Source organism: Pantoea sp. Z09 (assembly GCF_022394795.1).
GTDB lineage: Bacteria > Pseudomonadota > Gammaproteobacteria > Enterobacterales > Enterobacteriaceae > Pantoea > Pantoea latae.
Map to the genome: position 1 here is coordinate 3197372 of NZ_CP092373.1, position 12149 is coordinate 3209520.

General features: G+C 60.6%; 12 protein-coding genes. 7 read left to right on the forward strand and 5 right to left on the reverse strand.

Annotation, left to right across the window (positions count from 1 at the left end):
* Nucleotides 1-61 precede the first annotated feature (61 nt).
* From nadC to hofC, 4 genes are all read left to right on the forward strand, one after another.
* Nucleotides 62-958: a carboxylating nicotinate-nucleotide diphosphorylase gene (nadC, locus tag MC269_RS15330; RefSeq protein ID WP_239952919.1), complete on the forward strand. Its 897-nt coding sequence runs from the start codon at nucleotides 62-64 to the stop codon at nucleotides 956-958.
* A gap of 179 nt (nucleotides 959-1137) precedes the next feature.
* Entirely contained in the window at nucleotides 1138-1593 is a 456-nt protein-coding gene (gene ppdD, locus MC269_RS15335) for a prepilin peptidase-dependent pilin (protein ID WP_239952920.1), read from the forward strand.
* Nucleotides 1580-2971: a type II secretion system protein GspE gene (gspE, locus tag MC269_RS15340; RefSeq protein WP_239952921.1), complete on the forward strand. Its 1392-nt coding sequence runs from the start codon at nucleotides 1580-1582 to the stop codon at nucleotides 2969-2971. Before ppdD ends, gspE begins: the two co-directional genes overlap by 14 nt.
* Nucleotides 2958-4157: a protein transport protein HofC gene (hofC, locus tag MC269_RS15345; protein ID WP_239952922.1), complete on the forward strand. Its 1200-nt coding sequence runs from the start codon at nucleotides 2958-2960 to the stop codon at nucleotides 4155-4157. The genes gspE and hofC overlap by 14 nt, the downstream gene beginning before the upstream one ends.
* Before the next feature lie 31 nt (nucleotides 4158-4188).
* Here the strand turns inward: hofC and MC269_RS15350 are convergent, their stop codons facing one another.
* Complete coding sequence (locus MC269_RS15350) at nucleotides 4189-5229, reverse strand: GMP reductase (RefSeq protein WP_081138567.1); 1041 nt, start codon at nucleotides 5227-5229, stop codon at nucleotides 4189-4191.
* A 218-nt stretch (nucleotides 5230-5447) separates the two neighbouring features.
* Here MC269_RS15350 and coaE point away from each other — a divergent pair, with 218 nt between their 5' ends.
* Genes coaE through yacG form a run of 3 tightly spaced genes read left to right on the forward strand, consistent with a single transcriptional unit; the run spans nucleotide 5448 to nucleotide 7010 of the window.
* Entirely contained in the window at nucleotides 5448-6056 is a 609-nt protein-coding gene (coaE, locus tag MC269_RS15355; RefSeq protein WP_081138570.1) for a dephospho-CoA kinase, read from the forward strand.
* A 4-nt stretch (nucleotides 6057-6060) separates the two neighbouring features.
* On the forward strand, nucleotides 6061-6804 hold the full coding sequence (zapD, locus tag MC269_RS15360) for a cell division protein ZapD (protein ID WP_239952923.1): 744 nt from the start codon (nucleotides 6061-6063) through the stop codon (nucleotides 6802-6804).
* A gap of 8 nt (nucleotides 6805-6812) precedes the next feature.
* Nucleotides 6813-7010 carry a DNA gyrase inhibitor YacG gene (gene yacG / locus MC269_RS15365; protein WP_081138575.1) on the forward strand — a complete coding sequence of 66 codons (198 nt, stop codon included), beginning with the start codon at nucleotides 6813-6815 and terminating at the stop codon, nucleotides 7008-7010.
* 24 nt (nucleotides 7011-7034) lie between these two features.
* Here yacG and mutT read toward each other — a convergent pair whose 3' ends face one another.
* From mutT to lpxC, 4 genes are all read right to left on the reverse strand, one after another.
* Nucleotides 7035-7430: an 8-oxo-dGTP diphosphatase MutT gene (gene mutT, locus MC269_RS15370; protein WP_081138577.1), complete on the reverse strand. Its 396-nt coding sequence runs from the start codon at nucleotides 7428-7430 to the stop codon at nucleotides 7035-7037.
* Nucleotides 7431-7548: 118 nt separating this feature from the next.
* A complete protein-coding gene (secA, locus tag MC269_RS15375; protein ID WP_239952924.1) occupies nucleotides 7549-10254 on the reverse strand; it encodes a preprotein translocase subunit SecA in 2706 nt (901 codons plus the stop codon).
* 70 nt (nucleotides 10255-10324) lie between these two features.
* Nucleotides 10325-10828 carry a secA translation cis-regulator SecM gene (gene secM / locus MC269_RS15380; protein WP_239952925.1) on the reverse strand — a complete coding sequence of 168 codons (504 nt, stop codon included), beginning with the start codon at nucleotides 10826-10828 and terminating at the stop codon, nucleotides 10325-10327.
* A 303-nt stretch (nucleotides 10829-11131) separates the two neighbouring features.
* Nucleotides 11132-12049 (reverse strand): UDP-3-O-acyl-N-acetylglucosamine deacetylase, encoded by a 918-nt coding sequence (gene lpxC, locus MC269_RS15385; RefSeq protein WP_239952926.1) that lies wholly within the window; start codon nucleotides 12047-12049, stop codon nucleotides 11132-11134.
* Nucleotides 12050-12149: the final 100 nt, after the last annotated feature.

Consider the following 12149-nt stretch of genomic DNA (forward strand, 5'->3'; position numbering starts at 1 on the left):
CGCGCCGGTTTCGATCTATTGTGGCACTCTCTTTGTTCAGGCCATCTGGAGCGCAATCCCTATGCCAACCCGCCGTTATGATGCCGACAGCCGCCGAAAGGCGCTGATTGCCCGCATTGAACAGGATATTCCCGCCACCGTCGCCCGCGCTTTGCAGGAGGATCTCGGCGGCGAAATCGATGCCGACCGCGACATCACTGCACAACTGCTGCCTGCTGACAGCCAGGCGCAGGCGCAGGTCATTACGCGCGAAGCGGGTGTTTTCTGTGGTAAACGCTGGGTGGAAGAGGTGTTTAACCAGCTTGGCGGCCATGTAGCGCTGGGCTGGCAGGTTAGTGATGGCGACCGCGTGTCGCCCGATCAAACGCTGTTTACCCTCAGCGGCCCTTCTCGCTGCCTGCTGACCGCAGAGCGCACCGCGCTGAATTTTGTGCAGACGCTGTCGGGCGTCGCCACCGAGACCAGCCGCTACGTTAAGCTGCTGGAAGGCAGTAATACGCAGCTGCTGGACACGCGCAAAACCGTGCCGGGGCTGCGCACGGCGCTGAAATATGCCGTGCTGTGCGGCGGCGGTGCCAACCATCGCCTCGGCCTCTCGGACGCCTTTTTAATTAAAGAGAACCATATTATCGCCAGCGGCTCGATTCAGCAGGCGGTGGAAAAAGCGTTCTGGCTGCACCCGGATGTACCGGTAGAAGTAGAAGTGGAATCACTGGCGGAGCTGGACCAGGCGTTAGCCGCCGGCGCCGATATCGTCATGCTGGACAACTTTACCCTCGACGACATGCGTGACGCCGTACAGCGTACCCAGGGGCGCGCGCAGCTGGAGGTCTCCGGCAACGTGACCGAGGCGACGCTGGCGCAGATTGCGCAAACCGGCGTCGACTATGTCTCTGTCGGCGCGCTGACCAAGCATGTCCGCGCGCTCGACCTCTCGATGCGCTTTACCACGCTGTAGAACCGAGCTGCCGTGCCGTGCGCACGGCAGCTTTGCGCGCCCGCTTCCACTTTGTTGTTGTTCCCGCTGCAATCCCGCCTTTTTCCTGCGTTGCCTTTTCCAGCCTTAAAATCCGCCGCTGGGTTTCACCTCTGCGCTTTTTTACTCTGCCCTCTCCTGTTTACCGAGAGGAGAACGAGATGACGAATCAACAGGGATTTACCCTTGTCGAGCTGATGATTGTGGTGGGGATCGTGGCGATCCTCAGCGCCATTGGTCTGCCGGCGTATCAGAACTACCTCCAGCGCGCGGCGCTTACCGATATGCTGCAAACCATGCTGCCCTATAAAACCGCCGTCGAGCTGTGCGCTATGGAGCGCGGCGGTCCAGAGCCGTGTCAGGCGGGCGAGAAAGGGATACCGCCGGCGAAAGGCTCGCGTTATGTCTCCGCGCTGAGCGTCGTCAACGGCACTATCACCTTAACCGGCCAGGAGAGCCTGAACGGGCTGAGCGTCGAAATGACGCCGGTGTGGGACAGCGGCGATGGCAGCCTGAAGTGGCAGCGCAGCTGTACCAGCAGCAGCAGCAGCCTGCGCGACAACTGTCTGGAACAGTTCCGCTTTGACGACAAAGGAGCCGACAATGGCAACGCCTGATGCCACTCTCCACGCCATCTGCCAGCGCTACCGCGCCGTCCTGCTGCATCATGACGCGACGCGGCTGCGCGTCGCCGTGGCGGAACCGATGCCGGAGGGATTACACGAGGCGCTCGCGTTCGCCAGCCAGTGTCAGATTGAGGTGGAGTGCTGGCCGCAGGCGCGGCTCGATCTTCACCAGCACGGCGGCGCCTCTGCGTCCTCGCCGCGCGACCTCCAGCCCGAATCGGCGGTGGAAACCGTCGATCAGATGCTGCGCCAGGCGCTGCGCCGGCGCGCCTCCGACATTCATATTGAACCGCAGCGCGACGGCCTGCGGATACGGCTGCGCATCGACGGCGTTTTACAGCCCTTTACGGCCTTAACCGAGGCGCCGCCCGCCGCGCTGCTCGCCAGGCTGAAAATTCTGGCCGGGCTGGATATCGCCGAGCGCCGGCTGCCCCAGGACGGGCAGTTTACCCTGACGCTGGAGGAGAAACCCGCCGCTTTTCGGCTCTCCACGCTGCCGGTGCAGCATGGTGAAAAAGCGGTGATCCGCCTGCTGCAGAGCGAAAGCAGCACTCTGTCGCTGGATAAGCTGGGCTTGCCCGCCGCACAGCGCCGCCTGCTGGCGGCCGCGCTGGCGCAGCCGCAGGGGCTTATCCTGGTGACCGGCCCGACCGGCAGCGGCAAAACCTTTACGCTCTATAGCTGCCTGAGCACGCTGAACCGGCCGGAAATGAACGTCAGCAGCGTGGAAGATCCGGTGGAGATCCCGCTGGCTGGCATTAACCAGACGCAGATCAACCCGAAATGCGGGCTCGACTTCAACCGCGTGCTGCGTGCCCTCCTGCGCCAGGATCCAGACGTTATTATGGTGGGCGAAATCCGCGATGCGGAAACGGCGGAGATAGCGGTCAAAGCGGCGCAGACCGGCCATCTGGTGCTCTCGACGCTGCACACTAACTCCACGGCGGAAACCCTGACGCGGCTGCGTCAGATGGGTATTCCCGGCTATCTGCTCGGCCCGGCGCTGCGGCTTATTGTCGCGCAGCGGCTGGTGCGGCGGCTTTGCCCTCACTGCCGTCAGCCCGCCCAGGCGGTGGCGCACTTTCCGCCGGACATCTGGCCCGGCACGCTGCAGACCTGGCGCGCCCCCGGCTGCGATCACTGTTTTTCCGGCTATTTCGGGCGGCTGGCGCTGTTTGAAATATTGCCGGTGGGCGCGAAACTGCAAAACGCCATCGCCGCTGAGATGCCGCTCGAGAGCGTGCTGGCGCTGGCGAAAAAACAGGGCATGCGGACGCTGTTTAGCGCCGGGCTGGAGGCGGTCAGCCGCGGCGAGACGTCGCTGGAGGAGATGCAGCGCGTCACGGGCCTGGAAGATGGCCACGCTTAGCCTGTTTCGCTGGCAGGCGGTCGACGGTCAGCAGCAGCTGCACGAGGGCGAGAGCCTGGCGGCGGATGAAGAGAGCGTGCTGCGCCAGCTGGCTGAACAGGATCTGCTGCCGGTCAGCTGGCGACGCGCCAGAACCTGGCGCACGCGCCACTGGCAGTGGCAGCAAAAGATCGATTTTGTCCGGCAGCTGGCAACGCTGCTGAAAGCGGGCCTGCCGCTGGCGCAAGGGCTGGCGCTGCTGTCGCAGGGCCATCCGCATACCGGCTGGCGCCTGCTGCTGCACGCGCTGCGGCTGCGGGTCGTCAGCGGCGTGCCTTTTTCGCAGGCGCTAGGCCAGTGGCCGCAGATCTTCCCGCCGCTCTTCTGCGCCCTGATGCAGGTCGGCGAGCTGACCGGCCAGCTTGACGTCTGCTGCGCGCAGCTGGCCGAACAGCAGGCGCGGCAGCGTTATTTATGGAATAAGGTGGTGAAGGCGCTGCGCTATCCGCTGTTTATTCTGCTGGTGGCGATCGCCGTCAGCGGCGGCATGCTGCTGTTCGTGCTGCCGGAGTTCGTCTCGGTCTACGCCTCGTTCAATGCGCCGCTTCCCGCGTTTACGGCAGCGGTGATGACGCTGTCAACCGGGCTGCAGCGCTGGGGTGGCTGGCTCGCTATCCTGCTGGCGTTGTCGGCGGCGGGCTGGCAAGCGCTGCGGCGACGCTCGCCTGCCTGGCAATTGTGGGAGCAGCGCCTGATGCTGCGCGTGCCGCTGCTCTGCGACCTGTGGCGCGGCAGCCAGCTCAGCCAGATCTATGCCGTTTTGCAGCTGACGCAACAGGCGGGCATTACGCTGCTGCAGGGACTGCAGGCGGCGGAGGCGACGCTGACGACGCGCTTATGGCGCGACGCCCTGGTTGCGCTGCAGCGTCATATCGCGCAGGGGCAGCCGCTGCATCTGGCGCTACAAGACCATCCGCTGTTTACGCCGCTCTGTATGCAGCTGGTGCACGTCGGGGAAGAGGCGGGCGCGCTGGATACCATGCTGGCGCGCCTGGCGGAGTGGCACGAAGCGCAAACCCTGGCGCTGGCCGATACGCTTGCCGCCTCGCTGGAGCCGGCGATGATGGTGGTGATCGGCGCGATTGTCGGCACGCTGGTGATCGCCATGTATCTGCCGGTATTTGGGCTGGGAGACGCCATCCATTAGGGTGCGCGAGGCACCCTGATGGCAGAACAGATTAGCGGTTGAAAACGCGGTTTTCCTGCTCGGCAACGCGGATAAAGGTGGTTCGCTTGGTCAGCTCCTTCAGCCGCTCCGCGCCAACATAGGTGCAGGCTGAGCGCAGGCCGCCAAGAATGTCGCGCGCCGTCTCTTCCACCGGCCCACGCAGCGGCAGTTTTACCGTCTTGCCTTCCGCCGCGCGGTACTGTGCAACGCCGCCGACGTGGCGCTTCATCGCCGATTCAGAACTCATGCCATAAAACAGCATAAACTGCTCGCCGTTCTCTTCGACCACGGTGCCCTCGCACTCATCGTGCGCCGCCAGCATGCCGCCCAGCATCACGAAATCGGCGCCGCCGCCGAACGCCTTGGCGATATCGCCCGGCACCGCGCAGCCGCCATCGCTGACGATCTGTCCGCCCAAACCGTGTGCGGCATCCGCGCACTCGATCACCGCCGAGAGCTGGGGATAGCCGACGCCGGTTTTGACGCGCGTGGTGCAGACCGAGCCTGGCCCAATGCCAACCTTAACGATATCGGCGCCAGAGAGGATCAGCTCTTCCACCATCTCGCCGGTCACCACGTTGCCTGCACAGATAGTGCGATCCGGAAACAGCTCGCGCGCACGCTGCAGGAAGGTGACAAAGTGCTCGGAATAGCCGTTCGCCACGTCGATACAGATAAATTTGAGGTCAGCGGAGAGCGCCAGAATCGCCGTCAGCTTTTGCAGATCGGCTTCAGAGGTGCCGGTCGACACCATAATGTGGTGTAGCACTGCAACCGACGAGCGCTGGATAAAGGCGCGCCACTCCTCCACGCTGTAGTGCTTGTGCACCGCCGTCAGAATGTCGAAGCTGGCCAGCGCCTCCGCCATGCTGAAGGTGCCGACGGTGTCCATGTTAGCGGCAATAACCGGCACGCCGTGCCAGTTCAGGCCTGAGTGCTTAAAGGTAAAGCTGCGTTCAAGTTCGACCTGAGAGCGGCTTTTCAGCGTGGAGCGTTTCGGACGGATCAAGACGTCTTTAAAACCCAGCTTTAAATCTTCTTCAATACGCATACAAAATATGTCCTGGTAAGTGGCAGCAAATCACCGTTCGGGTAGCGCGCACGGCTCCAGTGAACTCATCATACGCGCCGTACGCGCCGCGACAAGACTGCGAATTTCACTTTATTTAAGCTACAATCCGATAAATTTAGCTGAGAATATTCATTGTGATCGCGCACACAGTTTCGCGCTTCGACCTGCCTGCTGTGATGCGCGCCTGAGAGAGTGATATGCCCTATACCGTGGCGCTGACCGGTGGAATCGGCAGTGGAAAAAGCACGATTGCCAATGCTTTCGCGGCGCTTGGTGTGCCCCTCATCGACGCGGACCGCATCGCGCGCGAGGTGGTCGAGCCGGGATCGCCGGCGCTACAGCGCATCGTCGAGCGGCACGGCCCCGACATTCTGACCGATCAAGGCGCGCTCAATCGCGCCCGACTGAGAGAAATTATTTTCCAGTCGCCCGAAGAAAAAAGCTGGCTGAATAACCTGCTCCATCCCCTGATCAACGCCCGCACGCAGCAGCTTAAAGCGCTGACCACGGCGCCCTACGTACTGTGGGTGGTGCCGCTGCTGGTGGAAAATGGCCTGCAGCGCCAGGCGGATCGCGTGCTGGTGGTGGACGTCGATGAGGCGACGCAGATTGCGCGCACCATTCAGCGCGACGGCATCGATCTTCAGCAGGCGAAAAATATTCTGTCCGCTCAGGCGACGCGCAGCGCGCGCCTCGCCGTAGCCGACGACGTTATTAATAACAGCGGCGCGCCAGCAGACGCGCTGCCGCAGGTTGCCGCCCTGCACCAGCGCTATCTGACGCTGGCGGCAACGCAACAGGATTAACGCTATGAGCACAGTCGTTCTGTTTGAACATCCCCTGAATGAGAAAATGCGCACCTGGCTGCGCGTCGAGTTTTTGATCCAGCAGCTGCATGAGACCGTGCCGGTGACCCGCACGTCGTCAGCGCTGACCTTTTTTCGCATCATCGGCGAACTGCTGGATATTTTCGAGCGCGGCGACATGCGCACCGAACTGCTGAAAGAGCTGGAGCGGCAGCAGCAGAAACTGCGCGCCTGGGCCGACGTGCCCGGCGTGGATATGGCGCTGGTCGACGCGCTGCGCGAGAAGCTCAGAGCGCAGTCGGTGCAGCTCAACGCCGCGCCGCGCATGGGTCAGCATCTGCGTGAGGATCGCCTTATCGGGCTGGTGCGCCAGCGCCTCAGCATTCCCGGCGGATGCTGCAGCTTCGATCTGCCAGGCCTGCATATCTGGCTGCATCAGCCGCAGGAGGTGCGAGATAGTCACGTCGCCGCCTGGCTGGAGACGCTGGAGCCGCTCAACCAGAGCCTGGCGATGGTGCTCGACCTGATCCGTCAGTCGGGTGCGTTTCGCCATCAGACCAGCCTGAACGGCTTTTATCAGGACAATGCGGAAGGCGCCGATCTGCTACGCCTGCAGCTGCAGCTGGAAGACGCGCTTTATCCCCAGGTTTCGGGTCATAAAAGTCGTTATGCCATCCGTTTTTTGCCGCTCGACAGCGAACGCGGCGAAGTGCCTGCCCGACTTAATTTTGAACTGGCCTGTTGTTAGAGGTAGCTATGCAAGACGAAGTGATTACCGTGCCCTGTCCACACTGCGGCAAAGATGTGATTTGGGATGAGCTCAGCCCGTGGCGCCCTTTTTGCAGCAAGCGCTGCCAGCTGATTGATTTAGGCGAATGGGCGGATGAAGAGAAGCGTATTCCCAGCGAGGGCGATCAGAGCGACAGCGACGAGTGGAGCGAAGAGCAGCATTAACAGCAGGGGCGCACGCCCCTGAGGTTACAGCTCGTCGGCGACCAGGCGCGCAATCAGCGCATGGTTAGCCGGCGGGAACTCCTCCGCCACCAGCGCGCGCTGCGCCACCCAGCGCTGCGGTTGACCTTCACGTCCCCACGGCTCGCCCTTCCAGCCCTCGACCAGAAAGAAATTCAGCGTGACGCGCAGATCGTCATAGGTATGGTCCGCCGCGCCGATTGCCGTCGCCTGCGTCACCTCAATGCCGGTCTCTTCCAGTAGCTCGCGCGTTAACGCCTCTTCCGCGCTTTCGCCCGCTTCGATTTTGCCGCCAGGAAACTCCCACATATTCGCCATATGCGACGAGGCTGGCCGCTGAGCCAGGAAGATCTGTTTATCGGCGTTACGGATGATGCCTACGGCAACCTGCAGGTGCTTCATAAATATGTTCCACGTCGGATGGGTAAATGAGCGCTGATTCTAAAGCATGGGCGGCGCAAAGTTAATCTGTCGCCGCGGGAAAGAAAAAAGGAGCCGAAGCTCCTTTTTCTCAGGTTTGTCAGGCCAGGCGACCGTGACACTGCTTATATTTTTTGCCGGAGCCGCACGGGCAAGGATCGTTGCGACCCACTTTACGCTCGCCGCCCTGCGCCGCCAGCGAGGCCGCTGCCGCTGCTTCATCGTCGACGTGGCTGAGCTGCTGCTGCTGCGCCAGACGCTCCGCCTCTTCGCGACGCTGCTGCTCCATCGCCTCGACTTCTTCCGGCATGCGCACCTGAACCTTGCTCAGGGTGCTGACCACTTCATACTTCAGCGACTCCAGCATCGCCGCGAACATGGCAAAGGATTCGCGCTTGTACTCCTGCTTCGGATCTTTCTGCGCATAGCCGCGCAGGTGGATGCCCTGACGCAGGTAGTCCATCGCCGCCAGATGCTCTTTCCACAGCGAGTCCAGCGTCTGCAGCATCACGCCTTTTTCGAAGTTGCGCATCATCTCGACGCCGACCACCTCTTCTTTGCTGGCGTAGCTTTCGCGGGCGTGCGTCATAATGCGCTCGCGCAGCGTTTCTTCATGCAGATCCGGCTCTTTATCCAGCCACTCGGTGATCGGCAGATCGAGATCGAAGTCGTTGCGCAGGCGCTCTTCCAGGCCCGGCACGTCCCACATCTCTTCCAGCGACTGCGGCGGAATGTAGCTGTCGATGGTGGTTTTGAACACGTCTTCGCGAATGCTGTTGATGGTTTCGCTCACGTCGGAGACGTCCAGCAGTTCGTTACGCTGGCTGTAGATGGCGCGACGCTGGTCGTTCGCCACGTCGTCATACTCCAGCAGCTGCTTACGGATATCGAAGTTGCGGCTTTCAACTTTGCGCTGCGCGTTGGCAATCGCCTTGGTCACCCACGGATGCTCAATCGCTTCCCCTGGCTTCATCCCCAGTTTACGCATCATGTTAGAGACGCGATCCGAGGCGAAAATACGCATCAGCGCATCTTCCATCGACAGATAGAAACGCGAAGAACCGGCGTCGCCCTGACGACCGGCGCGACCGCGCAGCTGGTTATCGATACGGCGCGACTCGTGGCGCTCGGTGCCGATGATGTGCAGGCCGCCCGATGCCAGTACCGCATCGTGACGCTGCTGCCACGCCGCTTTGATCGCCTCGATCTGCGCCTCGGTCGGCGCTTCCAGCTCGGCGACTTCCGCGTGCCAGCTGCCGCCCAGCATAATGTCGGTGCCGCGGCCTGCCATGTTGGTGGCGATGGTAACCGCACCCGGCTGACCCGCCTGCGCCACGATATCCGCTTCGCGGGCGTGGAATTTGGCGTTCAGCACGTTGTGCTTGATGCCCGCGCGCGTCAGCTCGTTAGAGACCACTTCCGATTTTTCAATGGAGATGGTCCCCACCAGCACCGGCTGGCCGTTGGCGGTACGCTCGCGAATATCTTCAATAATGGCGTCGATCTTCTCTTTCTCGGTCATATAGACCAGATCGGGCAGATCTTTACGCACCATCGGACGGTTGGTTGGCACCACGATGGTGTCGAGTTTGTAGATAGAGCTGAACTCAAATGCCTCGGTGTCCGCCGTACCGGTCATACCGGCCAGCTTATCGTAGAGACGGAAGTAGTTCTGGAAGGTGATGGAGGCCAGCGTCTGGTTCTCGTTCTGGATCTCCACGCCCTCTTTGGCTTCAATCGCCTGATGCAGACCATCCGACCAGCGGCGGCCCTGCATAGTACGGCCGGTGTGTTCGTCGACGATCACCACTTCGCCATCTTTCACGATGTAGTCCACATCGCGGGTAAACAGCGCATGGGCGCGCAGCGCTGCGGTCACGTGGTGCATCAGCATGATGTTGGTCGGCGAGTAGAGCGACTCGCCCTCTTCCATGATGTTCTGGCTCACCAGCAGCTCTTCGACCTTCACCAGGCCGCGCTCGGTCATATGCGCCTGACGCGCTTTCTCGTCGACCCAGAAATCGCCTTCGCCCTGAAAATTGTCGGAATCTTCTTTCTCCTGACGCACCAGGCTCGGGATGATTTTGTTGACCTTAGTGTACATCTCGGAGCTGTCTTCCGCCGGACCGGAGATAATCAGCGGCGTACGCGCTTCATCGATCAGGATGGAGTCCACCTCATCCACCAGCGCATAGTTCAGCTTGCGCTGTACGCGCTCTTCCGGGCTGAAGGCCATGTTATCGCGCAGGTAGTCGAAGCCATATTCGTTGTTGGTGCCGTAGGTGATATCGGCCGCGTAGGCTTCACGCTTCGCCACCGAGGGCATGCCCGGCAGGTTAATGCCGACGCTCAGGCCAAGGAACTCGAACAGCGGACGGTTATTTTCCGCATCGCGCTGCGCCAGATAGTCGTTGACGGTCACCACGTGAACGCCTTTGCCGCTCAGGGCGTTGAGATAGGCTGGCAGGGTGGCGGTCAGGGTTTTACCTTCACCGGTACGCATCTCGGCGATGCAGCGATCGTTGAGCACCATGCCGCCGATCAGCTGGACGTCGAAGTGACGCATGCCGAAGACGCGCTTGCTCGCTTCACGCACGGTGGCGAACGCTTCCGGGATCAGGCTCTCCAGCGTCTCGCCCTTTTTCAGGCGCTCGCGAAACTCATCGGTTTTCGCCTTCAGCTCATCGTCTGAAAGTTTCTCGAAATCCGGCTCCATCTTGTTGATGACGTCTACTGCTTTGCGCATACGGCGCAGAGTACGATCGTTGCTGCTGCCAAATACTTTCGTTAACAGTTTGATTAACATATTAAAAACTTCTCAATTCAGCCGCCTGACGCGGGCTGCGATAATAAAATAAAGGTATTTTAACGGTGTTTCAGACAAGCAGCGTAGACGGTCCGGCGCGGATTGCATGGGTTTTGCTGCGCCAGCTGGTCAGCGAAGTGGCAGGCGCCAGCGCATCGCGCGGCGTCTCAGCCTGTGGCGACGGCTGACGCAGAGCGCCAGGCGCGTTGAGCAGCGCCTGAAGCGAATCGATCAGCGCCAGCTTATGCGCCGCCAGCGGCAGGGCTTCCGCCGTTTCCGCCTGCGGCGTCAGGGTAAAGGAGAGATGGCGGATAACGGTGCGGATGGCATGCTGATGCCAGTAATCGATAGTAAAGCTGGGACGCCGCGCCGTTTCCTGCAGGCGGATTAGCTGGTCGAAGCGCGCGGCGCTGCCGACGAACAGGCTGCTGGAAGAGGATTCGGATGAGGCGTTAAGCTCCGCGCTCTGCGCGCAGACAGGCAAGCCAAAGCTGGCCGCCACCATCCCCAACAGGAGATGAGGCCAGAAATAGCGTCTGCCTAATTGTCGCCAGCGTAGAAAAATTCCGATCACAACTCTTCCATTGCGAATCAACGATCGCGTCGTTGTCAGGGGTTTACCGCTCGTCTTTGAACAGCGGCGCTCAGCTTTTCAGAGCGCCTGATAGTACCACTAATGTGGGACGACCACATCAGTGTTTAAAGTGGTGCTGGAATAAAACGCGCCTGTTTGTTCAGCGTTTCAGCAACGTTGCAGAAATGAATGCGAGGCAGCTTGCAGATTTTTAGCGGCGGAAAGAGAGGCAATAAAAAACGGCTGGCGCCGCTGACCGGAGAGGGGTGTCAGCATAACCAGCCGTTTCACGTTCTGGGGTAATTAAGCCAGAACCAGATTCGGTGCCTTGAACGCCAGCGGCAGTTGCGCTTCGTCTTCGAAGGTCGCCCATTCCCAGGCTTCCTGCTTAGCGAGAACCGCCTGCAGCAGCTTGTTGTTCAGTGCATGGCCTGATTTGAACGCGGTAAACGCGCCGATAATATTGTGGCCGCACATAAACAGGTCGCCGATCGCGTCGAGCATTTTGTGACGAACAAATTCATCTTCAAAACGCAGCCCTTCTTCATTCAGCACGCGGAAATCGTCGAGGCCAATGGCGCAATCCAGACTACCGCCCAGGCACAGGCCTTTGGATTGCAGGTACTCGATTTCACGCATAAAGCCGAAGGTACGGGCGCGGCTGATCTGACGAACAAAAGAGTCGGCAGAGAAGTTCAGCTGATAGCGCTGCGAGCTGGAGTCGATCGCCGGATGCTTGAAGTCGATGGTGAAGTCGAGAGAGAAACCGTTATACGGCTTGATCTCGGCCCACTTGTCGCCATCTTCCACGCGCACAGTCTGTTTCACGCGCACGAACTTCTTGGCGCTGTTCAGCTGTTCGATGCCTGCATCCATCAGCAGATAGATGAAGGGCGCGGCGCTGCCGTCCATAATCGGGATTTCCGGCGCATCCACTTCAACAATAATGTTGTCGATACCCAGGCCAGCCAGCGCGGCGTTCAGGTGTTCAACCGTCGAAATACGCACGCCTTCATCATTCACCAGGCAGGTACTCAGCATGGTGTCGCGCACGTATTTTGCATCAGCCGGGAAATCAACCGGTGGATTCAAGTCAGTGCGACGATAGATGACCCCGGTATTCGCCGGCGCAGGGCGTAATGTCAGCGTGACTTTCTTGCCGGTATGCAAACCGACGCCAGTCGCCTGAACAATACGTTTTAATGTCCTTTGTTTGATCATCGTATTATCTCGCAATATTACCCATCCGACCGCCAGTATACTTTACCGGCGGGCGAACACTTTAGCACAAAGAGCGGAGAATCCCAATTCTCAGGTTATT